At 63.0% G+C, this 24,030-nt stretch carries 24 protein-coding genes; 4 read left to right on the plus strand and 20 right to left on the minus strand.

The genetic code is table 11. The features are described from left to right. Positions 1-160 precede the first annotated feature (160 nt). From mtgA to minC, 5 genes are all read right to left on the minus strand, one after another. Positions 161-868 carry a monofunctional biosynthetic peptidoglycan transglycosylase gene (gene mtgA / locus AB5Y80_RS09115; protein WP_080767838.1) on the minus strand — a complete coding sequence of 236 codons (708 nt, stop codon included), beginning with the start codon at positions 866-868 and terminating at the stop codon, positions 161-163. A 53-nt stretch (positions 869-921) separates the two neighbouring features. After that, positions 922-1,248, minus strand: coding sequence for an HI1450 family dsDNA-mimic protein (locus AB5Y80_RS09120; RefSeq protein WP_029314491.1), 327 nt, complete (start codon positions 1,246-1,248; stop codon positions 922-924). A 180-nt stretch (positions 1,249-1,428) separates the two neighbouring features. Further along, positions 1,429-1,698 carry a cell division topological specificity factor MinE gene (gene minE, locus AB5Y80_RS09125; RefSeq protein ID WP_010674646.1) on the minus strand — a complete coding sequence of 90 codons (270 nt, stop codon included), beginning with the start codon at positions 1,696-1,698 and terminating at the stop codon, positions 1,429-1,431. Positions 1,699-1,700: 2 nt separating this feature from the next. Next, positions 1,701-2,513: a septum site-determining protein MinD gene (minD, locus tag AB5Y80_RS09130; RefSeq protein WP_010674647.1), complete on the minus strand. Its 813-nt coding sequence runs from the start codon at positions 2,511-2,513 to the stop codon at positions 1,701-1,703. Positions 2,514-2,531: 18 nt separating this feature from the next. Then, the gene (minC, locus tag AB5Y80_RS09135; RefSeq protein ID WP_039039101.1) at positions 2,532-3,257 is read right to left on the minus strand and encodes a septum site-determining protein MinC; all 726 of its coding nucleotides are present in this window, start codon (positions 3,255-3,257) and stop codon (positions 2,532-2,534) included. Positions 3,258-3,363: 106 nt separating this feature from the next. Here minC and AB5Y80_RS09140 point away from each other — a divergent pair, with 106 nt between their 5' ends. Both AB5Y80_RS09140 and AB5Y80_RS09145 read left to right on the plus strand, forming a co-directional pair. Next, complete coding sequence (locus tag AB5Y80_RS09140) at positions 3,364-3,642, plus strand: YcgL domain-containing protein (RefSeq protein WP_039039102.1); 279 nt, start codon at positions 3,364-3,366, stop codon at positions 3,640-3,642. Beyond that, complete coding sequence (locus AB5Y80_RS09145) at positions 3,639-4,601, plus strand: lytic transglycosylase domain-containing protein (protein ID WP_226044265.1); 963 nt, start codon at positions 3,639-3,641, stop codon at positions 4,599-4,601. The genes AB5Y80_RS09140 and AB5Y80_RS09145 overlap by 4 nt, the downstream gene beginning before the upstream one ends. A 161-nt stretch (positions 4,602-4,762) precedes the next feature. Here AB5Y80_RS09145 and AB5Y80_RS09150 read toward each other — a convergent pair whose 3' ends face one another. The 3 genes from AB5Y80_RS09150 to AB5Y80_RS09160 form a co-directional block, all read right to left on the minus strand. Next, complete coding sequence (locus tag AB5Y80_RS09150) at positions 4,763-6,133, minus strand: L-serine ammonia-lyase (RefSeq protein ID WP_039039104.1); 1,371 nt, start codon at positions 6,131-6,133, stop codon at positions 4,763-4,765. Positions 6,134-6,417: 284 nt separating this feature from the next. Further along, entirely contained in the window at positions 6,418-7,800 is a 1,383-nt protein-coding gene (locus AB5Y80_RS09155; RefSeq protein ID WP_010674652.1) for an L-serine ammonia-lyase, read from the minus strand. Between the two features lie 156 nt (positions 7,801-7,956). After that, entirely contained in the window at positions 7,957-8,241 is a 285-nt protein-coding gene (locus tag AB5Y80_RS09160) for a pyrimidine/purine nucleoside phosphorylase (RefSeq protein ID WP_010674653.1), read from the minus strand. Between the two features lie 268 nt (positions 8,242-8,509). Between AB5Y80_RS09160 and AB5Y80_RS09165 the strand changes: the two genes are divergently transcribed. Continuing rightward, the gene (locus AB5Y80_RS09165) at positions 8,510-9,754 is read left to right on the plus strand and encodes a dicarboxylate/amino acid:cation symporter (RefSeq protein WP_039039105.1); all 1,245 of its coding nucleotides are present in this window, start codon (positions 8,510-8,512) and stop codon (positions 9,752-9,754) included. 108 nt (positions 9,755-9,862) lie between these two features. On the opposite strand, the gene AB5Y80_RS09170 is transcribed toward AB5Y80_RS09165, so the two are convergent. Beyond that, on the minus strand, positions 9,863-10,261 hold the full coding sequence (locus tag AB5Y80_RS09170; protein ID WP_010674655.1) for a MerR family DNA-binding transcriptional regulator: 399 nt from the start codon (positions 10,259-10,261) through the stop codon (positions 9,863-9,865). A 132-nt stretch (positions 10,262-10,393) separates the two neighbouring features. On the opposite strand from AB5Y80_RS09170, the gene AB5Y80_RS09175 reads away from it, so the two are divergent. Beyond that, positions 10,394-11,560: an acetyl-CoA C-acyltransferase gene (locus AB5Y80_RS09175; RefSeq protein ID WP_368172831.1), complete on the plus strand. Its 1,167-nt coding sequence runs from the start codon at positions 10,394-10,396 to the stop codon at positions 11,558-11,560. A 61-nt stretch (positions 11,561-11,621) separates the two neighbouring features. On the opposite strand, the gene AB5Y80_RS09180 is transcribed toward AB5Y80_RS09175, so the two are convergent. The 11 genes from AB5Y80_RS09180 to AB5Y80_RS09230 all read right to left on the minus strand — a co-directional run bounded on the left by AB5Y80_RS09180 (position 11,622) and on the right by AB5Y80_RS09230 (position 23,915). Next, the gene (locus tag AB5Y80_RS09180) at positions 11,622-12,863 is read right to left on the minus strand and encodes an EAL and HDOD domain-containing protein (protein ID WP_042878931.1); all 1,242 of its coding nucleotides are present in this window, start codon (positions 12,861-12,863) and stop codon (positions 11,622-11,624) included. A 116-nt stretch (positions 12,864-12,979) separates the two neighbouring features. Then, the gene (locus AB5Y80_RS09185; protein ID WP_319909135.1) at positions 12,980-14,236 is read right to left on the minus strand and encodes an outer membrane protein transport protein; all 1,257 of its coding nucleotides are present in this window, start codon (positions 14,234-14,236) and stop codon (positions 12,980-12,982) included. A 251-nt stretch (positions 14,237-14,487) separates the two neighbouring features. Next, a complete protein-coding gene (locus AB5Y80_RS09190) occupies positions 14,488-15,759 on the minus strand; it encodes an outer membrane protein transport protein (RefSeq protein ID WP_041211385.1) in 1,272 nt (423 codons plus the stop codon). A 408-nt stretch (positions 15,760-16,167) separates the two neighbouring features. After that, positions 16,168-16,911 carry a DUF3379 domain-containing protein gene (locus AB5Y80_RS09195; RefSeq protein WP_042878935.1) on the minus strand — a complete coding sequence of 248 codons (744 nt, stop codon included), beginning with the start codon at positions 16,909-16,911 and terminating at the stop codon, positions 16,168-16,170. Further along, the gene (locus tag AB5Y80_RS09200) at positions 16,904-17,494 is read right to left on the minus strand and encodes a sigma-70 family RNA polymerase sigma factor (protein WP_029314498.1); all 591 of its coding nucleotides are present in this window, start codon (positions 17,492-17,494) and stop codon (positions 16,904-16,906) included. Before AB5Y80_RS09200 ends, AB5Y80_RS09195 begins: the two co-directional genes overlap by 8 nt. 30 nt (positions 17,495-17,524) lie before the next feature. Continuing rightward, positions 17,525-19,003 carry a hypothetical protein gene (locus AB5Y80_RS09205; protein WP_368172856.1) on the minus strand — a complete coding sequence of 493 codons (1,479 nt, stop codon included), beginning with the start codon at positions 19,001-19,003 and terminating at the stop codon, positions 17,525-17,527. A gap of 62 nt (positions 19,004-19,065) precedes the next feature. Further along, positions 19,066-20,523, minus strand: a complete 1,458-nt coding sequence (locus AB5Y80_RS09210) for a tetratricopeptide repeat protein (protein WP_167825561.1) — start codon at positions 20,521-20,523, stop codon at positions 19,066-19,068. Between the two features lie 21 nt (positions 20,524-20,544). Continuing rightward, the gene (locus AB5Y80_RS09215) at positions 20,545-21,507 is read right to left on the minus strand and encodes a VWA domain-containing protein (protein WP_323878439.1); all 963 of its coding nucleotides are present in this window, start codon (positions 21,505-21,507) and stop codon (positions 20,545-20,547) included. Next, positions 21,504-22,061: a DUF4381 family protein gene (locus AB5Y80_RS09220; protein ID WP_368172832.1), complete on the minus strand. Its 558-nt coding sequence runs from the start codon at positions 22,059-22,061 to the stop codon at positions 21,504-21,506. Before AB5Y80_RS09220 ends, AB5Y80_RS09215 begins: the two co-directional genes overlap by 4 nt. Beyond that, positions 22,046-22,936, minus strand: a complete 891-nt coding sequence (locus tag AB5Y80_RS09225) for a DUF58 domain-containing protein (RefSeq protein WP_324040493.1) — start codon at positions 22,934-22,936, stop codon at positions 22,046-22,048. The genes AB5Y80_RS09220 and AB5Y80_RS09225 overlap by 16 nt, the downstream gene beginning before the upstream one ends. A gap of 28 nt (positions 22,937-22,964) precedes the next feature. Next, the gene (locus AB5Y80_RS09230; protein ID WP_151027840.1) at positions 22,965-23,915 is read right to left on the minus strand and encodes a MoxR family ATPase; all 951 of its coding nucleotides are present in this window, start codon (positions 23,913-23,915) and stop codon (positions 22,965-22,967) included. Positions 23,916-24,030: the final 115 nt, after the last annotated feature.

Raw genomic sequence — 24,030 nt, forward strand, 5'->3', positions numbered from 1 at the left:
AGCAGGGGCGGCGTGACGGGGCGGCCTGGCAAGATGAAGCGACGACAGTACAGAAGGCAGATCAAGCGGCGGCGCGAAACCTGGTGGTGGCACTATCTGCCCCTTCATCGGGAAACCGTCGGCGGCCATCTGGGGCCCGCCTCTGATCCGCAGGATGGCGCTACTCTGTGCCGTGGACCCGGTTCAGGGTGACTTGCCCGAGTTGACCCATCTGACGACGGATCCAGGCCGAGCGCTGCTGCACATAGGGTGAGGGGGGCTTGACCCGATAACGCCAGGGGTTGGGCAGGGCGGCGGCGAGCAGGGAGGCCTCGTAGCGGGTGAGGCGTATCGCCGGTTTGCCGAAGTAGTGCCTGGCGGCTGCCTCGGCGCCATAGATGCCGGGTCCGAACTCCACGATGTTGAGATACACCTCGAGAATGCGGGACTTGTCCCAGCCCAGCTCCATCAACAGGGTGAACCAGGCCTCTATCCCCTTGCGCAGGAAGCTGCGATCGCTCCACATGAAGAGGTTCTTGGCGGTCTGCTGGCTGAGGGTGCTGGCACCGCGCACCCGCCCGCTTTGCTGGTTGTGCCTGAGGGCCGAGCTGATGGCGTCCATGTCAAAGCCGTGATGTTCGGCAAAGCGCTGATCCTCGGCGGCGATCACCGCCAGTTGCAGCTCCCGGGAAATCTGCTCAAGCGGCACCCAGTCGTGCTTCACCTCGGCCACCTTGGCAGGGGGAAACAGGGCGCGTTCGAGGCGCCAGGTCCACATGGGGGGGTCGATGAAGCGCAGCAGCGCGACCGAGACGATGGTGCTCGCAAAGGCGGCCAGCAGCAGCTTGCCGAGCCAGCCCAGCAGTCGCCGTCTGCGTGAAGGCCTCACGGGCGCGGGCCCGCCGTCCCAGTCATAGTGGCCAGGATCATCGGGATCCGGAATTATTGGGGCAGCCATTCGATGTGGCAGAACTTCTCGTCGACGCGGCGGGAGAGCAGCATGCGGGCAAACAGGTGCTCGTACTCTTCTTGTTCGTTGCCAAGGCCGACCCAGATCTCGGCATAGTCGGCGTCGCTCACCTCAAATCCCACGTCGGCCGCCCAGTCGTCGGCGGGATCGGTCTCCGCCAGCAGGCCGCGGTCGTTGAACTCCTGATTGAAGCGGACGATCTCCTGCTCGGGCAGGTTGTCGGAGGCCAGCTCCATGAAGAGTTCGAGGGCGGTGTCGAGCAGTTCCTCGACGCTGTGCATTTCGTCATTCAAAGACATAAAAGCCGTGTTCCAGATAAGGGGAGAGGGAAAGTCCGTCGGCAGCGCCTCGGGGTGCGCGGTATTCTAGCTGGCCCTGATGCCCTTGGCGAGATGCCGGGACGCCAGGCATTAAAAAACCGGATCCTGGGAAAGGATCCGGTCTTCATTGGGGGAAGGGGTCGCGCATGGTGCGTCAGCTCATCCCTTCTTCTGGTCGTCGGCGAAGGTGATGTTGAGCTCCAGCACCGACAACTCGTCACTCTTTTGATCAAGCTGGACGGTGATCTTGTCCGGGTCGATCTGCACGTATTTGCGGATCACGTCGAGGATGTCCTGCTTGAGCTGGGGCAGGTAATCCGGCCCCCCTCTGGATGAACGCTCGTGAGCCACGATGATCTGCAACCGCTCTTTGGCCAGTTGTGCGGTGTTCTGTTTCTTGTTGGAACGAAAATAATCCAATAATGACATGCTTAACTCCCGAACAGTCGGCTAAAGAAGCCCTTCTTCTCTTCTTCCAGAAAACGGAAATCCTTGGTGTCACCCAGCAGACGGGCGACGGCGTCCTCGTAGGCCTGACCGGCATCGGACTCCTTGTCCAGAATGACCGGCTCGCCGGAGTTGGAGGCGCGCAGCACCGCCTGGGACTCCGGGATCACCCCGAGCAGTTTGATGGCCAGGATCTCCTGTACGTCCTGCACGCTCAGCATGTCGCCGCGGTTGACGCGGGTCGGGCAGTAGCGGGTCAGCAGCAGGTGCTCCTTGATGGGATCCTCACCGCGCTCGGCACGGCGGGACTTGGAGGCCAGGATACCGAGGATGCGATCCGAGTCACGCACGGAAGAGACTTCCGGGTTGGTGGTGACGATGGCCTCGTCGGCGAAATAGAGCGCCATCAGGGCGCCGGATTCGATACCGGCGGGGGAGTCGCAGACGATGTAGTCAAACTGCATCTCCGCCAGCTGATCCAGGATCTTCTCCACCCCTTCACGGGTCAGGGCATCCTTGTCCCGGGTCTGGGAGGCGGGCAGGATGAACAGGTTTTCGCAACGCTTGTCCTTGATGAGGGCCTGGTTGAGGTTGGCTTCCCCGTTGATGACGTTGACGAAGTCATAGACCACGCGCCGCTCGCAACCCATGATGAGATCCAGGTTTCTCAGACCAATGTCAAAATCGATGACCACGGTCTTGTGGCCACGCTGGGCCAGACCGGTGCTCAGTGCCGCGCTGGTTGTCGTCTTGCCAACGCCACCCTTGCCCGATGTAACGACTATGATTCGCGCCATTCTCGCTTCCTTGTAACTCTATTTGATTCGGTCTATACGAAGTTGTTCATTGTCGAGCCGGATATGGACCGGCTCTTGTATCACGCCTGCAGGCAATGCATCGCTGAGCTGGAAGGTGCCCGCGATGGAGAGCAGCTCGGCCTGCAATTGCTGGCAATAAATGCGGGCCTTGGGATTGCCCTTGGCCCCTGCGATGGCTCGGCCACGCAGGGCACCATAAACATGGATGCTGTCATCGGCGATGACTTCGGCGCCAGGGCTCACCGAGCCCAGCACCACCAGCGAGGTGCCGGCTGCATAGATCTGCTGACCGGAGCGCACCGGGCCCACGTGGACCTTGCTTGCCTCCACGGGCGCTGGCACCGGAGGAACCGGTGCGGCCTCCACTGGCTTGGGCTCAGGCACTGGCGGCGTCGGTTCAGGCTCTGCCTTGCGGCTCTTGCCTGACACCATGACGGCGAGGCCTGCCGCCTTGGCGGCCGTCTTCATCGCCTCGTCCCGCGCCCCCGTGATCCCGACCAGCACGAAGTCTTCCGACTCGACCAGCTCCCTGAGCTGTTCGAAATCGGGGATCGCCTCGAGGCGTTCCACATTGAGGACGAGGGGGGCACAATTAAAAAACTGGGGGGCCTGCGCGACCTTGGCCTCCAGCAGTTGTCGGATCCGGGCCGGATTGCCATCGCTGAGATGCAACACAGAAATAGTGAAGGTGGTCCCTTTCAATTCGTTATCGCGTTCAACCATGAATCTTCCCCGAACCGAGACGGTAATACGTTATTGTTATTCAATTCCTGATGTTATAGTTTGCCACCACCAGAGGCAATAAACCCGTCGGATTATATCAATTTCCATGTTGTGTGCAGTCTATAAAAGTCGCAAAAAAGCCGAGACCTATCTCTTTATTGAACGAAGAGAGGACTTTTCCCGCGTTCCCGAGGTGCTGATGAGTACCTTCGGGCGTCCCGAACTGGTCCTGATGACCAAACTGGACCCGGCCAAGCCCCTGGGGCTGGCCTCCACGGAGCGGGTGATGGCCGCCCTGAAGAGCCAGGGCTTTTATCTGCAGGTGCCACCGCCACCGGAAAACCTGCTGGAGCAGCACAAGGCGCAATTAAAGGACGCACGATGAGGGCGGGGCGGCTGGCACTGCTGTTGTCAGGCGCCCTGTCGGGATCGCCGGTGCAGGCCGGCCCCGATTTTGACCAGTACGTGGCAAGCCTCAAAGAGCAGGCGCTGGCGGCGGGCATGTTGCCCGAGACGGTGAGTGCGGCCTTTGCGGATGTCCACCTTGTCGATGCCGCCATCAGGCACGACAAAAATCAGCCGGAATTCAAACTGACCCTGGACACATATATTCCCCGAGCGGTGCCGGAATGGAAAGTCAAGCAAGCCCAAACCTTATATCGCCAGCATTTGCCGCTGCTCACAAAAATAGGCCGGGAATATGGGGTTCAACCCCGCTTTATTGTTGCCTTGTGGGGAATTGAAACCAATTTCGGCAAAATAACCGGTCATTATCCCCTTATCTCTTCTCTCTCGACCCTGGCCTGGGACGGTCGCCGTGAAGCCTTCTTCAAAGGCGAGTTGTTCGATGCCCTGCGCATTCTGGAGCAGGGACATGTGAACCCCGCCCACTTCAAGGGATCCTGGGCGGGGGCCATGGGACAGGTGCAGTTCATGCCCTCGTCATTCCTGCGATACGCGGTGGATCAGGACGGGGACGGCAAGAAGGATCTCTGGGGCAATCTGGCGGATGTATTTGGATCGGCTGCCAATTATCTGAGCCAGAACGGCTGGCGTGAAGACCAGACCTGGGGACGGCGGGTGAGGGTGCCAGAACGCCTGGACCCCGCCTTGCTGGGACTTGATACCCGCAAGTCCCTGGCGACCTGGCAGGCCCTCGGGGTTCGCCAGCAGGACGGCTCACCTCTGCCTGCGGTCGACATGCAGGCCTCCCTCATCCGCCCCGACGATATTCACGGGCGAAGCTACCTTGCCTATGACAATTACCGGGTACTGCGTCACTGGAATCGCTCCCCCTATTTCGTGGTGGCCGTCGGTACCCTGGCCGATCGCATCGTGAAATAGCTCTCCCCTGTTCTCCTGTCACGGCGAACGGGTGGAAGTGATATGCCCGTCTCTTTTTATCCCTTGTCGGCCTCCCTTTATCCACGAACGCTGCCCTTTAAATCGCGACCAAAAAAAAGCGGGAATATATCCCGCTTTTTTCATGTCATCGCGACCCGGCGTTAGTCGCAGGCAACCTGCATCACCTTGATGGCCAGGCCACCGCGGGAGGTCTCGCGGTACTTGGAGTCCATGTCCTTGCCGGTGATGTACATGGTCTCGATCACCTTGTCCAGCGACACACGCGGCTTGGAGGTGCGACGCAGGGCCATGCGGGAGGCGTTGACCGCCTTCATGGCGGCAATGGCGTTGCGCTCGATGCAGGGTACCTGTACCTGGCCGGCCACCGGGTCGCAGGTCAGACCCAGGTTGTGTTCCATGCCGATCTCGGCGGCTTCACAGACGTGCTCGGGGCTGCCGCCCATCAGCTCGGTCAGGCCGGCTGCGGCCATGGAGCAGGAGACGCCCACTTCACCCTGGCAGCCCACTTCGGCGCCGGAGATGGATGCGTTCATCTTGTAGAGCATGCCGACGGCGGCAGCGGCCAGATAGAAGCGGGTGTACTCGTCGCGGCCCACCGGCTGGATGAACTTGTCGTAGTAGGCCAGCACGGCGGGGATGATGCCGGCGGCGCCGTTGGTCGGCGCGGTGACGACGCGGCCACCGGCGGCGTTCTCTTCACTCACCGCCAGGGCGAACATGTTGACCCAGTCCACGATGTTCATGGGATCGTTGGAGAGGTTCTCGTTGGTGGTCAGCTGGCGGTAGAGCGGCGCGGCGCGGCGCGGTACGCGCAGCGGGCCGGAGAGGACGCCCTCGGTGCGGCAGCCGCGCTCGATCCCTTCCCGCATGGTGGTCCAGATCTTGCCGAGCTTCTTGTAGATCTCTTCCGGGGTGTTAAAGCACTTCTCGTTTTCCATCATCAGGGCGGAGATGGAGAGACCGCTCTGGCTGCAGTGGGCGATGAGCTCGGCGGCACTCTTGAAGGGATAGCTGACGGACATGTCGCCGCTGTCACCCTTGCCAAAGTTCTCTTCGTCGACGATGAAGCCACCGCCGATGGAGTAGTAGGTCTTGCTGTAGACGGCGTCATCTTCGATGAAGGCGGTCAGCCTCATGCCGTTTTCGTGCAGGGGCAGGGCCTCGTCATGGAAGATCATGGCGCCCTTGGGGAAGCTGACGGTATGGCAGTGCAGGCCGATGGGCAGACGACCGGTCTGCTCCACGCGGGAGATGAATTCGGGGATGGCGTCGATGTCGACGTTCTCCGGCAGGTTGCCCGCCAGACCCATGATGATGGCGGTATCCGTGTGGTGGCCTTTGCCGGTCCAGGAGAGGGAGCCATAGACATCGACCTGGATCCGGGTGATGTCACGGATCTTGCCGCCAGCACGCAGTTCATCCACGAACTGTTTGGCTGCCTTCATGGGGCCGACAGTGTGGGAAGAGGAGGGGCCAACACCGATTTTGAAGATATCAAAAACGCTGATCATGTAACAATTACCTCAGGGTAGAAGGGGGCGCCATGCCCACTCGCAGAAAAGGGATCCATGGGACGGGTCTGTCGTCACAAAGGCCAGGGAACCGGATAACCACAGTGTAACGGTTCAATGCCTAAAAAAAGTTGAAACAGATCTATTTTTGTTGAATTCGTGGCGCGAGTATAAAATTTATTTTGATGGTTATCCATTTTGTTAAGCGCCAGACAAACGTTTTGCAAAAAAATACCCGGCGATGCCGGGTATTCGAGTGCCATATGCGGCTTTATCACAGCGGTTTAACACTCGGTGATGTTGACGGCAAGGCCGCCTCGTGCGGTCTCCTTGTACTTGGTCTTCATGTCGTTGCCGGTTTCCCACATGGTTCTGATCACCTTGTCCAGCGACACCTTGTGCTCGCCGGTGCCGCGCAGGGCGAGGCGGGCGGCATTGATCGCCTTGACTGCGCCCATGGCGTTGCGCTCGATGCAGGGCACCTGCACCAGGCCACCGACGGGATCACAGGTCAGCCCGAGATTGTGCTCCATGCCGATCTCGGCGGCGTTCTCGACGATGGCGGGGCTGGCGCCCAGCAGCTCGGCCAGGGCACCAGCGGCCATGGAGCAGGCCACGCCGACCTCGCCCTGACAGCCGACCTCGGCCCCCGAGAGGGAGGCATTCTTCTTGTAGAGGATGCCGATGGCGGCGGCAGTGAGGAAGTACTGCATCAGCAGCTCGTCATCCACCTTGCGCACGAAGCGATCGTAATAGTGCAACACGGCGGGGATGATGCCGGCGGCGCCGTTGGTCGGCGCCGTCACCACGCGGCCTCCGGCGGCGTTCTCCTCGTTGACGGCCAGCGCAAAGAGGTCCACCCACTCCATCACCATCAGCGGATCCTTGTTGAAATTGGTTTCGCCACAGAGCTGGCGATAGAGGGCGGGAGCCCGACGCTTGACCTTGAGGCCGCCTGGCAGCACCCCCTCGCTCTTGCAGCCACGCTCCACACACCCCTGCATCGCCTGCCAGATCTTGCGAAGCCCGGCCTTGATCTCCGCTTCCGAGCGAAACACCTTCTCGTTGGCCAACATCAGCCCCGAGATGGAGAGGCCGCTCTCCTGGCACTGGGCCAGCAGTTCGGCGCCGCTCTCGAAGGGATAGGGGATGGGGTGGGCGGCATCGAAGCGGGCCGCCTCTTCCCGGGCGTTGGCGAAGTGACTCTCCTCAATGATGAAACCGCCCCCGATGGAGTAGTAGGTCTGCTCGAACACAAGGGTGTCACCCTCATAGGCGCGCAATGTCATGCCGTTGGAGTGGGCGGGAAGGGTTTTGCGCCGGTTGAAGAGGATGGCGCCGATGCGAGGAAATTCGCTGGGTTGCTCGCCGCCCAGGCAGAGGGTCTGGGTCTGCTCTACCTGGGCGAGGAAGGCGGGAATGGCCTCGATGTCCACGGATTCGGGTTCAAATCCGGCCAATCCCAGGATGATGGCCTTGCCGGTGCCGTGCCCCTTGCCGGTCTGGCCCAGTGAGCCGTAGCACTCGACGACAACGCGTCCGGTACGGGAGAGGAGTGCGTTCGCTTTGAGGGTCTGGATGAAGGCGCAGGCGGCCCGCATCGGTCCCACGGTATGGGAGGAGGAGGGGCCTATCCCGATGGAAAACATGTCGAAGACACTGATCATGACGTACTCCAATTATGGATTTCGTCTAAACATTGTAAATTTTTTGTAGTCGTTGAAAAGGGGGGAGATAGCGGGGTGTGATGGCGGTAGGGAAATGGGCGCGGGATAGACGCGCCATGGGGGAGCCGCTCGGCATCCCATGGCGCCCGTGATACATCAGTCGAGGAACTCGCACAGATAGGCGGAGGCGATCTTCACTTCCAGCTTGAAGGAGGAGTGACCGGCCACGTCGAAGGATTCCCCCTGCTGGTAGGTGTGCCACTCATCTTCGTCGGCCAACTGGATGGTGAGGGCGCCCTTGATCACCGTCATGCGCTCCGGGGCGGCGGTATTGAACAGGTACTCGCCCGCTTCCATCACACCAACGGTAGCTTTCTCGCCTTTTTGCTCGAAACCGATGGATTTAACATTTCCGTCAAAATACTCGTTAACTTTCAGCATCTTTTCTTCCCTGTATGCACGTTTGCAGAGCCAACGTAGCACACTGTTTTGGATGTTGTCATGGTAAAAGGAGCAAAAACAGCCGTGTCTCTTTTGAGGCTTTACTTTCTCATAAAGTTATCAATGCATTTCGTTAACGGATTCTGATGTAAAACGGGGCGCAAATATGAGATAAAGCGCACCGCCAGAGCAATGGAGAGGATTTGACGCTCTGGGTGGTCATTTACGCTGTAAAAGTGTGAGTAATTGCTAAATAAAGGAACATTCTGTGTTAACAAAAGGATTAATCAAAAACATCGGCTTCCAGGTAGTGGTGGCCATGGTGCTGGGCGCGCTGGTCGGGGCGCTCATGGGAGAGCAAGCCACAGTGTTTGCGCCGCTCGGCACCCTGTTTATCCAGCTGATTAAGATGCTGGTGATCCCGCTGGTGGCGGTGGCCATCCTGTCCGGGGCCGCCAACCTGGGGGCCAGTCCCGCTGCTGGCAAGATTGGCGTCACCACGCTCGCTTTCTTCCTCGTCACCTCCGCACTGGCGGTGTTCCTGGCGTTGGTGATGGGTCAGGTGTTCAAACCCGGTGTGGGTGTTGACTTTGGCGCCACCGCGGCCATGTTCTCCGGCGACTACGCCGACAAGGGGGCACTGCCCGATGCAGTGGCCACCCTGCTCGGCATGATCCCGACCAACGTGTTCAGCGCCTTGAACGAGGCCAACATCCTGCAGATCCTGGTGTTCTGCATGTTCCTCGGCATCGCCCTGGCCAAGCAGCCCCGCGAGCGCGCCAAGCCGCTGGTGGATGGGCTCAACACCCTGGTGGACGCCTTCGTCTGGATGATCAACAAGGTGATGCTGATCGCCCCCATCGGCGTCTTCGGCCTGATGGCCGACGCCATCGGCACCTACGGCTTCGACGTGCTGACCCTGGTGCTCAAGCTGTTCGTCGTCTATGTCGCCGCCATCCTCATCTTCGGCTTCGTGGTCTATCCGCTGCTGATCGCGTTCTTCTCCAACACGCCGGTACGCAAGTACTTCTCCGCGATGAAGAAACCGCAGATCGTGGCCTTCTCCACCGCCTCTTCCATGGCGACCCTGCCGGTCAACATGGAGACCTGCGAGCGCGATCTGAAGGTGACCAACGCCACCGCGTCCTTCGTGCTGCCGCTGGGCGCCACCATCAACATGAGCGGCAACGCCATCTATTACGGCCTGGTCGCCATCTTCTTCGCCCAGGTCTATAACATCGATCTCTCCATGGGTGCCTGGGCGGCGATCATCGTCACCTCCACCCTGGGTGCCATCGGTCAGGCCGGTGTGCCGGGCCCGAGCTTCCTGGTGGTTGCCGTGCTGCTGGCGGCCGGGATCCCCATCGAGGGTCTGCCGCTGCTGTTCGCGCTGGATCGTCTGTTCGACATGATCCGGACCGCGCTGAACATCACCGGTGATGCGGCCTGCGCCATCATCGTCGATCGCTACAGCCCGGATTACGATCCGAACCGCTGGAGCAAGGAGGCCTGATATCGGGTCATCCACCGTGCATGACAAGAGGGAGGCTTCAAGCCTCCCTCTTTCATTTGTGTCTATTTGCTGGCGGTGTTCCCCGCTCGCCTCGCCCGTCTGCGTGCCTCAGGGAGAGAGGTGTGCCAGGGCCTGGCGGCAGCGCTGTTCGGCCGCCTCCAGCTCCAGCAGGACCATCTGGATATCTTCCAGCTGTTGCTGCAGGGTCTCCCGCTTGTCGGCCACCAGCCCCAGCATGGTCTGCAACTGGGAGCGGCTGCTCTTGTCCGCATCGTAGAGATCGAACAGCTCCCGGATCTCTGCGAGGCTGAAGCCCAGACGCTTGCCACGCAGGGTCAGCTTGAGCCGCACCCTGTCCTGACGGCTGTAGATCCTGTGCTGTCCCTGGCGGGTCGGGTTGAGCAGGCCCTGATCCTCGTAGAAGCGGATGCTGCGGGTGGTCACATCGAACTCGCGAGCCAGTTCGCTGATGCTGAAGGTGCGGGTGTCGTCCCTGGATTTGGTCATGGGGCTGTCTTGGCTGCCATCTGGTTGTCAATGCAGGCTGGCACCTTACCCAAACGTCAACTTCCCCGCAAGTCTTGTTCCCGTCGCGGTCGCGGCATATGTTATCCCGATGTAACAAGGAGAGTGCTATCGATGGATATCGTGATTGTGGCGGCCAAACGTACCCCCATGGGGGCCTTCCAGGGGGCCCTGAGCGCGCTCGGTGCCCCCGAGCTTGGCGCCTGCGCCATCCGCGCCGCGCTGGCGCAGGCCGGGATGACGGGGGAGCAGGTCAATGAGGTCTATATGGGCAACGTGCTGAGCGCAGGGGTCGGCCAGGCGCCAGCCCGTCAGGCGACGCTCAAGGGGGGGCTGCCGGACAGCGTGCCCTGCACCACCATCAACAAGGTGTGCGGCTCCGGCATGAAGGCGGTGATGCTGGCGGCGGACAGCCTGCGCCTGGGGGAGGCCGAGGTCGTGGTGGCGGGGGGCATGGAGAGCATGAGCCGCGCCCCCTATCTGCTGGACAAGGCGCGCAGCGGTTTTCGCATGGGGCACCAGAGCGTGCTCGATCACATGTTCCTGGACGGTTTGCAGGATGCCTACGAAGGCCATCTGATGGGTCATTACGCCCAGTTGAGTGCCGATCGCAGCGGACTGACCCGGGCCGACATGGATGCCTTTGCCATCGCCTCCCTGGAGCGGGCGCTGACGGCGCAGCGCAGCGGTGCCTTTGCCGCGGAACTGGCTCCCGTCATGACCGCTGACCACACCCTGCTGCTGGCCGAGGATGAGCAACCGGGCAAGGCCAGGCCCGACAAGATCCCCGGCCTCAAGCCGGCCTTCAGCAAGCACGGCACCATCACGGCGGCCAATGCAAGTTCCATCTCGGACGGGGCGGCAGCTCTGGTGCTGATGCGGGGCGAGAGCGCTGCCCGGCTCGGATTGCCGGTGCTGGCCAGGGTAGTGGGTTACCAGAGTCACGCGGCCTTGCCGGCGGAGTTTACCAGTGCCCCCGTCGGCGCCATCGACAAGTTGCTGGCACGGGTGGGCTGGTCGGTGGAGGAGGTGGACCTGTTCGAGGTCAACGAGGCATTCGCCATGGTGAGCATGCTGGCCATGGCAGGGTGCGGCATCCCCCATCACAAGTTGAACGTGAACGGCGGGGCCTGTGCGCTGGGGCACCCTCTTGGCGCCAGTGGCGCCCGCATCCTGGTGACCCTGATCCATGCCCTGCGTGCCCGCGGGCTCAGACGAGGGGTGGCGAGCCTGTGCATCGGGGGAGGGGAGGCAACGGCCATCGCCATCGAGGCAGGCTGAATGCGTGGGTGAGATTGCTGCGGGTTGATGACATGACAACGTCCCTTCAAGAGGGACGTTGTCATGTCTGGCGGGAGTGGACCGGTTGCTCTTCCATGGCCTGAAGCTGCTGGTTGACCCAGGCGGTGGCGCTCAGATAGAGGTGGCTGACTTTCTCTTCGTTGAGGCCGAGCCGGACGGTGTTGGCGGCGACCCGCTGCCAGTCGGCTTTCTCGAAATCTTCACAGAACGCCAGGTAGAACCCGAGCTTGCCCTTGCGGGTGAGCAGGGCGGCACGAATGTCGTCGGTCAGGGGAATGGAGCCGAGCAACTGATCCAGCGGTTCTCCCATGAGCACGTCCAGCAGGGAGAAGAGGCCGGTGACAAAGGCTTGCTGTGCCTGTTCTGCGGGCGCATGGGTCTGGGCCAGCAGTTCGCAGAACCGGGCTCTGATGAGGGACATCTGGTGGAGTTCGGCGCTCTTTTCACTCCCCGCACTGGTGGCGGCGATCAGGGCGACGAAGCGCTTGAGCTGGGCGTGCCCCAGGGAGCTTGCGGCCTGGCGAAACGAGGCGATGGGTTGGGGGAAGCGCTTGAGGTGGTTGATGTAGCGCAACAGCTTGAGGGAGAGAGTGAGATCCTGGTTGAGCAGTTGCTCAATCTTGTCCAGATCCGGTTCGGTCTGATTGACCACCTCGAGCAACTGCATCACCACCAGCTGGGCCGGCGGTATGGTGGGCTGTTGAACCATCTGGGGGCGGCTGAAGAAAAATCCCTGGAACAGGGTGACGCCGAGCTGCTTCATCCGCTCGAACTCGGCCTGATCCTCGACTTTCTCGGCCAGATAGGTGAGGGGCAGGTGGCGATGATTCGCCATGAAGTGCTCGATGCAGGGTTGCGGCGTGCTGCGCAGGTCGAACTTGATGATATGGATGTAGGGGAGGAACCTGTCCCAGTCTGAGACCATGGTGAAGTCATCCAACGCCAACCGATAGCCCAGCCCATAGAGCTGGATCACTTTCTCCAGCAGCGCATCGTCGGGCTCGGCATCCTCCAGGATCTCGATCACCACCTTGTCACGGGGGAGGCATTCTGCCAATCCGTCCAGCAACAGGGAGTGGGGGAAATTGATGTAGCAGGGGTGATCCCCGATGAGCTGATCGATGTTCTGCTGCAAGAACTGCTCGGCAACCAGCCTGGAAGTGGCCTGCTGTGCGGAGACGGAGGGAAATACATTGTCCAGGCTGTCGCGAAACAGCAGCTCATAGGCTTGGGTGTTCAACTCCCGATCCAGAATGGGCTGCCTTGCTACATAGGAATACATGCATCTCTCCACCATGGTTACAGGCTTGATTCTATGGTGAAGCGGATCACTATGCCAGTGCCGACCGGTCGGGAAGGTCAACAACTGGCATACTATTTGTCAGGAAACCCGGGGTGTCAGAACAGGTAGTTGAGCTGCAGGCCGGCGAGCCAGGCATCCCCTTCCGAGGTGCCATTGAAGGTGGAGGTGGTCTGGGGGATGCCCGGCCTGAGCTGCATGGTTTCGCTCACGTCCACCTTCTTGCCGTCGATCAGGGTCAGCCCCAGATCCAGCGAGAGGTGACGGTCAATCTGGTAGCCCACGCCAGCGCTGTACCAGACCCGATCCGAGTCGGGGATGGAGATGGTGCGGCGATCCGCCGGGACCGGGCTGCGGTCGTAGGCGATACCGGAGCGCAGTTGCCACTGGGGGGCCAGCTGGTAGGTCATCCCCAGCGCATAGCGCCAACTGTCTTCCCAGTGCTCCTCCTTGATGTGCATGGTGCCGTGGTGGTCGAGCTCGGATTCGAGCTGCACGAATTTGCTCCAGTTGGTCCAGTTGATGCTCGAATGCAGCGCCAGGGCCGGGGTGAGTTGATGGAACAGAGCCAGCTCGGCGGTGGCAGGCAGAGGCAGATCCAGGCTGCCGGTATCGGTGAAGGGCTGGCCCTTCTGATCGATGCCGATGGCGTCACCGGAGAGGGTCAGGGTCACGTCGTGGCGATAGGAGAGGCCGACGCGGGTTGCTTGCGACAACTCAAGCAGGGTGCCCAGGTTCCAGCCCATGGCCCAGCCATCCCCCTTCAGGTGCTTGGCTATCTGGTTGTTGGAGGGGAAGGTGCCGCCCACTTCCCCTTCCCCCTGAATGGCGGAGAGACCGGCCCCGACGGACCAGACGCGGTTGATGCGATAGGCCAGGGAGGCCCCCAGATCCATGGTCTTGATGTCGGAGACGTTGCCGAAGTGACCGGCGTTGTAGTTGTCCGGCATCTTGACCCCGAGTCCGTAATAGGAGGTGGCGGCAAGCCCGAGGCGCCATTGCTCGTTGAGGGGCACGATGAGATAGGCGTTGGGTACCCAGGCGTCACCCGCAATGTCGTGGGCTCCGGCATCCAGACTGACCGGCCCCTGGGGGGTAGGCACCCGGGTGGTACCCTCTATGTTGACGTCGGGGTGCACGTGGATGACGCCGCCGGAGAAGGCCAGGGTATCGAATCGGGTCATGGCGGCGGCATTGCGGGAGAGCACGCTGGCATTGTCGGCGATGGCGGCCTCACCCGCGAAGGCACGCCCCATGCCGGTGGCGGATTGCTCCGCGAGCTGGAAGCCGGCAGCCTGCACCTGGCTCGACAGCAGCAAGAGGGCAATAAGGGAGGGTTTGAACGTCGGATGCATGGTCTTTCCTCGGGATGAACTGGGTGTTCATTCTGTTATTCGGTTGGGGCCGGGATTTTATATGGTATGACCAGCAAGGCAACGGGGAGAGGGGAGCGTGGTGCAAAACGGGATTAAATGCTGAAAGGAATACCCATAACAGTTTGATAAAAAAAGAAAAGAGTACAGTTGTTTACTACAGCTGTGCGCTCAGATGGCGAAGTTGGATAAAAAAAGAGCGCCCTGGGGCGCTCTCGATGATGACATGAAAATCAGAATTTCATGTTGAACTGGGCGGAAGCCAGCAGGGCGTTGCCATGGGAGGTGCCCTTCCAGCGCAGCGCATCGCTGTGGTTGCGCAGGCCTTCGTTCACGTCCACTTCCTTGCCGTCCAGATAGGCCATGCCGAAGTCGAGGCTCATGTCCGGATTGATGTGGTAGGTGGCACCGGCGCTGTACCAGATACGGTCGGAGTCAGGAATGCTCAGGCTGCGGTATTCCGGCTCGATGGGGCTGTTGTCGTAGGCGAAGCCGATACGGGCTTCCCAGGACGGGTTGACGTACCAGGTACCACCCAGGGCGTAACGGGCAGAGTCCTTGAACTTCTCGTCTTTTTGCAGGCACACGCCGCCGGCGCAGTTGCTGCTGGTGGCCTTGAGCTCCTGGAAGGCGCTCCAGTCGGTCCAGTTCACGGAGTAGTGGACAGCGAATTGCTGGTTCAGGCGGTGGTAGCCTGCGAACTCGGCCTGGGCCGGCAGATCCAGCTTCAGGTTGCCATCGACGACGCGATTGCCGGAGGTGGCACCCTGGAAGTCGCCGTCAAAGCTCAAGTCCACCTGGGAGCGGTAGGTCAGGGCGAGACGGTTGTTGTCGTTGATCTCGTACAGGGTGCCGACGTTCCAGCCAAAGCCCCAGGTGTCGCCCTTCAGGTGAGCCAGACGGGTATCGGAGTTGGCACCTGGAATGGCAGCGGAGAGCGCACCGGCATAACGGTTCAGCTCGGCGGCGGCGTAGACGGCATTGATGCCGGCACCGACGCTGAAGCTGGAGTTGATGCGATAGGCGATGTTGGGGTTGATGTTGAAGGTCAGCAGCTCGGTGTCACCGGCGCCGGCACCGGCCGCGAAGGTTTTGGAATATTCGGTGGAGAGGCCGTAGTTGGAGAAGAGGCCGATCCCCCAGGCCCACTGATCATTCAGGGGCTGGATGAAGTAGGTGGCCGGCACGAAGGCATCGGGGGCGATGTCGCTCTCGCTGGACGGAGCCAGCTTGGTGGGGCCGGCATAGATGTCGCCAGCCACATCCACGTCGGGCTTGATATAGGTGCCGGATACAGACAGTGCCATCTTGTCGAAGGTGGTCATGGCCGCCGGGTTGCGGGACAGCACGGCCGCGTTGTCGGCGATGGCTGCTTCACCTGCGTAGGCGCGACCCAGACCGGAGGCCGAGTGCTCGTTCAGCTGGAACGCGGCGGCGAAGGTCTGGGTGCTGGCCAGGGTCACGGCCGCAGCGATCAGGCTTTTCTTGAAAAAGGCAGTTGTCATAGTGTTCTCTCTTTGTAAGCAGATTTTCTGTCGACATCGCGGCTCTTTGGCGGCTATTGACGACATGATCTGTTGTTATGTCAGCTTCTTCCCATTCATTGCTGGCGTGATTCTATGGATCTGGTAGGAGGTAAGAAATCAGACCAGTGACAGCAGAATACATAAAAGTTTCCATTGTGTTAATCATTTGTTTTAACTTGCCGTTTTATTAGGCTGATTTATCTATTATTGGATAAATAAAGCACAAATGGTGCCGTTTGCGTCATTTAAAATAAATAGTAAAAATGTGACTTCGCGCGGGCAATGGGCGGGAACATGCGGGGATATGGGGATGAACAGGCAGACAATGAGGATGTCTGCCTGTGATGTGGCTGAGGCGGAGGACGAGTCAGCCTGGGTCAAGGTCTGTTAAATGGACCAGTGCAGGCGTGACTCAAGCTGGCGGGCAACCGGGGCGAGGGGCTCCTGCATGTCTCCGATGAGCACCATGTTGGCCCCCTTGAGCGGCAGTATCTCCCCCTTGAGGGTCCCGTCTGCAAAATCGGACTGGATCGTCAGTGGCAGGTGCTTGGGGACGAGGAACAGGGTGACCGGTCCCATCTTGCCCTGCAGCACCATGTGCAGGGCCGGTCCCTGGTAGAAGGCGCAGTGGTTGACATAGGTTACCTTCATGCCGGGCATCTCGCTCAGGGTGGCGCCATATTTCTCCATTTTCGCGTTGATGGTGTGCAGGCTGACCCGCTCATCCACCGCATGAATGAAGGGCTCTTCCCCATAAACGTGGGACATGGCGACTTGAGCCAGCGACAGGGTGTCCGGTGCCACAGGCCAGCTGATCCAGCGGGTGCTCATGCCGAGCAGGAAGGCGACCGAGGCTGCGATGGCCAGAGCGCGCCATTGCGTGCGTGCAGGAGTGGCGGGTAGCGAGACCACCTGCTCCTCTTCGGCTGCCATCGCCTGTCTGAGCAGGATCCGCTCCGCAAGACCGGCCGGTACGTCCACTTCCAGAGTGCTGCGCACCTGGCGCTCGAGCTGCTGCATCTCGTCCAGATGCTTGCGATTGGCCGGTGACGCCTCGGCGGCTTTCAAGAAGGCGGGATCCCTGTCCGAGGGGTGAGTGATGGCCCGGCGGCGAAATTCAAGCTCATCCATTGGTGTGTCCTCTCTGTTGTTTCGCAGACTCCATGGCCTCTTTTATCTGGTTGCGAGCGCGAAACAGCCTTGTCATGACGGTGTTCTTGTTCAGGCCGAGTTGCTCGGCGATCTCCTCCCCGCTGAATCCCCCCAGTACCTGCAGCAGCAGCGGCTCCTGATACTCGGCAGGCAGGCGGGCGATGTGGCGCCTGAGCCATTCGTGCTCCATCTCCTGCTCGCTTGGCAGGACACCCTGATCCCGCAGGGGGTGCTCGTCGAGGTCGACGAGATCGAACTGCTTTCGCTCAAAGCGGCGGGCATTCTCCCGCCGCAATATGGTGATGAGCCACGCCTTGGCAGCCTTGTCGTCCAGCAGGGTATCTATCGCCTTCCAGGCGCGCAGGAAAGTCTCCTGCACCAGATCCTCGGCGATTTGCGGATCCCGGCACAGCCAGTAGGCGTAGCGGTAGATGTCCCCGTGCAGGGCGTGCACCAGGGCTTCGTACTTGGTTTGTTTGTCAGCCATCTCCCCATAGACCGGAGAAGTGCAGGGATCCTTTCCCGTGTCGGCCCTTTTTCTTCTGAAAAAACCTAACGCCATAAAGGGGTGTCCTGTTTCATGAGGGGCGCATCATGCACGCATCCACGCCAGTATTCGAAGACCATAGGCTATCGCAAAGCTCTCCCAGGTGCACAACTCCCTGGCGAGCGCCTGCCTGGGCAGGTGTTCGCCAGGGACTCGCTTGGGGGAAAAACAGGCCCGATCCAGGTCGTCCAGCAGCGCCCCCATGGCGGGGTCGCGGTGACAGGGCAGTCTGGCCAGATGCAGACAGGGGGCGTCCCAGCGCAGGACGGCCCAGGTCAGCAGGGTTTCCCTGGCCTCGTCAGGAGAGCCCGTGGCGAGGGCCCGTTGCAGGCGATAGAAGGCGCGCCAGCGCGGCCAGCGGCGCATGAATGCCCGCAGCAGGATGGCCAGGAGCACCCAATAGAGATACTGGACCCCTGGTGCGGGGGAGGCGGGAGTGGCGCTCTCCCTTGCCGTGAACACCAGAGAATGTGCGGGCAGGCGCGCCTCCTCGATGCGGCCGCTCTGGGTGTTGAACCAGCGCAGGGTCTGGGGGGGCAGCACATAGCGCCCCGCCTCGTCGGCGGTCAGGGCCTGGCGCCACTGGCGCTCGAAGCGAAGCGCCCCCTCGGCCACGAATCGCTCCTGTTGCTGCTCGCCGTCCGGCTTCATGGAGAGGCCGGCGGGCAGGGGCGGGGCCCGCAAGGGGGGCAGGCGGTTGCCATCCCCCCCTTCCATCACCAGGGTGAGGGTGCGGATCACCGGCTCACCCACCCTGGCCTGGGCCGGGCTGAACTGCTGGCGCAGCACCAGGCTGCTCGCCACCGGCTCCAGGGGGGCCTTGTCCACCTTGATGAAGAGGGTCGTCGCCCTGGCGGACAGCAGATCCCCCGCGTTGCCCGGCGCGGTCGCACCGGCCTGGTCCTGGTGCGACAACCGCCCCTGAAAGCGGGGGGATTCGATGGGATGGAGCCCGGGTCCTTTGGCCTGCAGCAGCCATTTTCGCGTGAGACGTCCTGGCAGGCCGGGGCTGGCGGGAGAGTCCCAGCGATCCTCGCCAAGGCGGCGGATGGTAAAGGCCGGGGTGATGGGCTCGCCGAGGTTGGGGGCCTCCAGGTTGGCAGGCAGCCAGAGGGTCAGCTCATAGATGAAGGGCTGGCCGGGGTAGAGATTCCCCTCATGGAGCACCCGGGCCTGCAGCTCGACCGGAGAGAATACCGGGTCTTGTGCCGGCATCAGGGTGCCGTCCAGAGAACGTGTCGGCACCGCCAGGGAGGGGGTGAGATCGGCGCCAAGGGGCAGGGAGGGCACCTGGCGCGGGCTGGTATCGAGCAGGTGCAGGGGGATCTGCCAGCGGGTCAGGCTGCGGCTCTGGGCACTGACCCGCTGGATGCTGACCCGCCCGACCGCAAACTGGCGCAGCAGCGGTTGCAGGTTGAGATCCTCATCGCGGTGCAGCCCGTCGGCCTCGATGACGAGCAGCCAGTCGCGCTCGCTCGCCCCCGGCAACAGTTCGGCCTCGACAGGGGCGGCCTGCACCCGCATGGCGCACAGGGCGAGCAGCAGCCAGCAGCCGATCCGGGGGGAGAGCAAGCGCAGTACGAGGATCACCAGGGCTCCTCCACCTTGATCAGGGGGCGGCGCAGGGCCTCCTTGCGAAGGCGCTGCTCCAGCAGCAGCACGGGGGGCGCCGGGGGGCGGGGAACCTCTGAGGCGCGGGCGGGGTCGGGAGTGTCGGCCTGCTCCGGGGCATTTGCCGAGGGCGCCGACTGCGGCGGGTTGGCCCGCAGCAGGGCCAGGTTGTGCAAGGCATCCCTGTGCCCAGGTTCAAGGCGAAGGGCGCTCAGATAGGCCTGCTCCGCGGCGGCAAGATCCCCGAGCCAGACCAGGGCATTGCCCCTGTTGTAGTGGGCGGTGGCGCTGTTTGCCCTGCCATAGGCGGCGACGGCCCTGGCGTAATCCCCGGCTCTATACCAGGCGTTGCCTTGCCAGACCGGATCCTGGAAGGCGTTGGCCGCTTCCCGATAGTGTCCCTGGCGATAAGCCTGCCAGCCTGCTTCATCTTGTCGGGAGGCCGCCTGCAGGGAAGGGGGCGCGACGCCAATGACGAGGATCACCAGCAGCCAGTGGGCGCCGATCCGCGCCAGCAGCGCCAGGGGGAGCAAGGGGATGAGCAGCCAGGGGCCGAGATCCCGGGATTGCCCCTGCGTCAGGGCCTGGCCCATGGGCAGGGGGGCAAAGCGGGGCTGGCCGGAATCAAGCCAGGCCAGCCTGCCTCCGGTACTGGCGGCAAGGGTGGCCATGGCCTCCTCGTCGGGCGCCGGCAAGGTGTGGCCGATCGGGCTGCCGAGCTGCCAGCGCTCGGCAGCCACGCCGGGCAGCCGGGTCTCCTTGCCCCCGCTGGCCAGCAGGATGTCGAGCCGCGGGGCCGAGCCTGCCTTGCAGAACAGGTCGTTGAGGCAGGGCCAGAGGGCTGCGATGCGATCGCGCGCTGTCCCGGAGAGGCCGTCGGTCACGAGCAGCAGACGGGCGGACTGGCCCGGCGGGATCAGGGTGAGGGCCAGGGCCACGGCGCGCTCGGGGGCGCTGCCCTGGACAGGCATGATGGCCGGGCGCAGGTCCGGCAGCAGCAGGGCGATGGCCTGATGATCCCGGGTGGGAGGCATGGCGAGGTAGGCATCCCCGGCAAACAGAATGAGGGCGATGGGATGGGCCGCGTCCTGCCGCGCTATGTCGGCCAGCATCTCCTGCAATCCCAGCCTCACCCGGGTTGCCCGGTCCGGTGCCAGATCCTGTGCCAGCATGGAGTCGGATAGATCCAGCAGCCAGATATCGAGGGCCGGGCTCGGCATGGGGAGACTCTGCTGGCGCAGGGCGGGGCCCGAGAGCGCCAGGATCACCGGCAGACAGGCAAGCCAGCGCCAGGGGATGGCCCGATGGCGGCTCGGCAGCAGATAGGCCTGCATGGCCGGGGAGAGCAAGCCGGGATCGCGGCGGCGCCACCCCTGCCATAGCCAGGGGAGCAGGGCCAGCAACCAGAGGGGGCGCAGCAAGGTCAGCTCCATGGTGCCACCATCATGGCCTGCCTACTCATGGGATGTCCTCCGTGACAGGGGGATGTGCCAGCGGGCTGGCCAGCAGAGCAGCAGCCAGGCCAGGGCCAGTGGCCAGGGGTAGAGCTCCTGGTGGGGCCGAGAGAGGGTCTGGGGCCGGGCGAGGGGCTCCAGGGTGTCGATGGCCTGGTTGATGGCGGCGAGATCGCCCCGGTTGCGGGCGCGAAAATAGCGGCCTCCTCCCAGTGTCGCCAACTGCTGCAACAGGGCTTCATCCAGTTCGGCACTGGGATCGGCGTCCCCTGCGGGCGCGGCGAAGGTGTCGGGGTCGGCGCCCACCCCCAGGGTATAGAGACGGATGCCGGCTTTGGCGGCGAGCCTGGCCTCGGTCAGGGGATCCGCATTGCCCGAGGTATTGCGGCCGTCCGTCACCAGCAGCAGGGCGGTGGGGCGGGTGGGGTCGGCGTGCTGGCGTGCCAGCAGGATGGCTTCCCCCAGGGCCGTGGTGCGCCCCACCAGATCGAAATCGAGCTCCCTGGCCAGGGTGAGCAGAGCCCCGGTCTCCTGGGTGAGGGGGGAGAGCAGATAGGCGTGATCGGCAAAGACGACGAGGGCGATGCGATCCCCCGGGCGGGAGGCGACAAGGTTGCTTATCTGCTGGCGCACCGCGGCAAGCCTGTCCGTTTGCTCTCCGTCATCCAGCATGTCCTGGGTGCGCATGCTGTCGGAGAGATCCACCGCCAGGATGAGGTCCCGGCTGCTCTGGTAGTGAATGATCGGGGGCTCCTGCCACTGGGGGCGGCACAGGGCCAGTACCAGGGCGCACCAGCAGAGCATCATACGCCACAAGGGCTGCCCCGTCTGGGGCTGGAGCAGGGGAAAACCTCCATGAACGAGCCGGTTTCCTCCCTTGCGCCCCTTCATGGGAGGCAGGCCGAAGCGCACCAGCAGCGGCAAGGCGAGGGCGAGGGAAAACCAGGGCCAGGCGAGGATCATCGCGTACCCTCCGGGGGAGGTGCCCCTCGCTTGCTTGCCGGGAATCGCGGCGCGCTGACGCAGCGTCGCCCCCAGGCGAGATAGGCGAGGCGCAATCTTTTGCGCTGCGCCTCATCGGGCACTCTGCCCCCATAGAGCCAGAGTGGCCACTGGGCGGCAAACCGGGAAAAATCGCTCCCCCCCTTGCTGTCCAGCCAGGCGAGCCAGGCCTCCCCTTGCAGGGGGGCCGCCTCGGGCCAGCGGGCCATGGCCGCTTCTCGCAGGGCATCCTGCAGCCTGGGGACGAGATCGTCTGCCTGCCAGTCTATCCGGTGCGCCCAGCGGCGCTGGCGCAACAGGGTGAGGGCCGTCGTGGCGATCAGGCAAGCGGCGATCGCCGCGATCAGCAGCCCACCGAAGGCCATCAGGCGAGGATCCTGTGCAGGCTCGAGAGCGGGGCCTTGGTGGATGTCGCGCAGCTCGGCACGAATGGCTTGCAAGGCCTCGCTGGACGAGGGCTGGCGATATGCATCCGGTGCGGGCACGCCCTGCTCCCCCCTCAAAACAGACGGCATCCGCCCTCCTGCCACTGGCGTTGCAGGGTGGCGCCGTTGTCGAGGCGATAGAGGCGCGTCACCAGGGGCAGCAACTGCTGGCGACAGGCCTCGGCCTGTTCGTCGGCCGCCCTCTGGTAGCGGGCGCGAAAGCGGGGGTCTTCTCCCGCGAGCCAACCGCTGTGTCTGCCTGCCTGCACTGCCAGCTGCCCCTGCTCGGGCAGAGCGGCTTCCAGGGGATCGCGGATCTGCCAGTAGTGGATATCGTGGCGCAGGCGAAGGCGTTGCAACTGCTGGCAGAGTGCCTGGTCCGGTGCCTGGTGATGGCTTATCAGGGTCAATCTGGCCCCGTGGGGCAGGGTGAGTCGTGCCAGGGTCTGGGCCAGCGTCCTAGGCTGGGGGGCGCGATCCAGCCCTGCCTCGTAATGGCGGCAGAGCGCTTCCAGCAGAGGCATGAGAGAGCCGCGCTGGTGCTCTGTGTGGGGGACTGCGCCCTGGCAGATCAAGGTATTGGCTTGTTTCTCCCCCTGCCAGAGCAGGGCGGCGGCCAGTTCGCAGCCAAGGCGGGCCTTGAGCTGGGCGCGGGAGCCAAAGTACATGGCAGGTGAGAGATCCAGCAGCAACCAGTGGGCCTGATCCTGCTCTTCCCCGTAGAGGCGGGTGTGGGGGCGGCCGAGGCGGGCGGTGACCCGCCAGTCGATGTGACGCACCTCATCACCGGCCTGATAGAGGCGAAGCTCCCTGAAATGGAGCCCGGGCTGGCGCCCGATACGCCCTTGGGCCGCCTGATGAATGCGGGCACGCTCGCCCTGGCGCGTCCAGAGGCGCACCGCCAGCAGCCGCTCGAGGGTGAGGGCGATGTCGGGGTGATCCCGGGGCTCGGCGACGGGGGTCATGGCGATAGGGCTGCCTGCGGGGGTCGGCTCAGGGGCATGGAATGGCATCCAGCAGCAGGGCGATGAGCGCCTCGCTATCGAGGTTGTCCGCCAGCGCCTGATAACTCGGGATGAGGCGGTGGCGCAGCACGGCTGGCGCCAGCTGCTGGATGTCTTCGGGCAGCACGAAGTCTCGCCCGGCGAGCCAGGCCCGGGCCCGTGCGGCTCTTGCGAGGCCGATGCTGGCTCTGGGGCTGGCTCCCACCGCGACCAGGGGGTCTAGCTCGGGGCACAGGCCGCTGCCGGGGCGGGTGGCGCACACCAGTTGCACCAGATAGTGCTCGAGGCGCCCCTGCATCTGTACCCCCTGAACGGCGGTGCGGGCTTCCAGCAAGTCGGACTGGCTCAGGGTGACCGGCGGCGTCGGCAGGGCGTCGCCGCGGGCGTTGAGCTGGAGGATGGCCAGCTCCATGGCGGGGCTGGGGTAATCCACCAGCAGCTTGAGCAAGAAGCGATCGAGCTGGGCCTCCGGCAGGGGATAGGTCCCTTCCTGCTCGATGGGGTTCTGGGTGGCGGCAACCATGAAGAGGGAGGGCAGGCGCCAGCTCTTCTTGCCCACGGTGATCTGGTGCTCGGCCATGGCCTCCAGCAGGGCGGACTGCACCTTGGCCGGCGCCCGGTTGATCTCGTCCGCCAGCACCAGATGGTTGAACAGGGGGCCGGGTTGAAACACGAAACTCGCATCCTGGGGATGGAAGACCTCGCTGCCGGTGAGATCGGCGGGCAGCAGATCCGGGGTGAACTGGATACGGGCAAAGCGCCCCTCCACGGCGCCGGCCAGCGCCTTGACCGCCCGGGTCTTGGCAAGACCGGGGGCCCCCTCGATCAGCACATGTCCTTCACATAACAGGGCGATCAGCAGCCCCTCGATGAGGGGGCCCTGTCCCAGGATCTGGCTGCCCAGATAGTCTCCAAGTGCTCTGAACTCGGCCGCTGCCATGCGATAAACCCGTTGTTTTTATGGAAGTTGATCTTTTTATACCCCAGTTGGCTCACAAGGGCGAGGGAGGGTGGCAAGATGGGGACAATTTAGTTTCAATCAGCCGTATGAAAGT

Origin of the sequence: Aeromonas sp. R2-1 (assembly GCF_040908425.1) — a bacterium.
GTDB lineage: Bacteria > Pseudomonadota > Gammaproteobacteria > Enterobacterales > Aeromonadaceae > Aeromonas > Aeromonas caviae.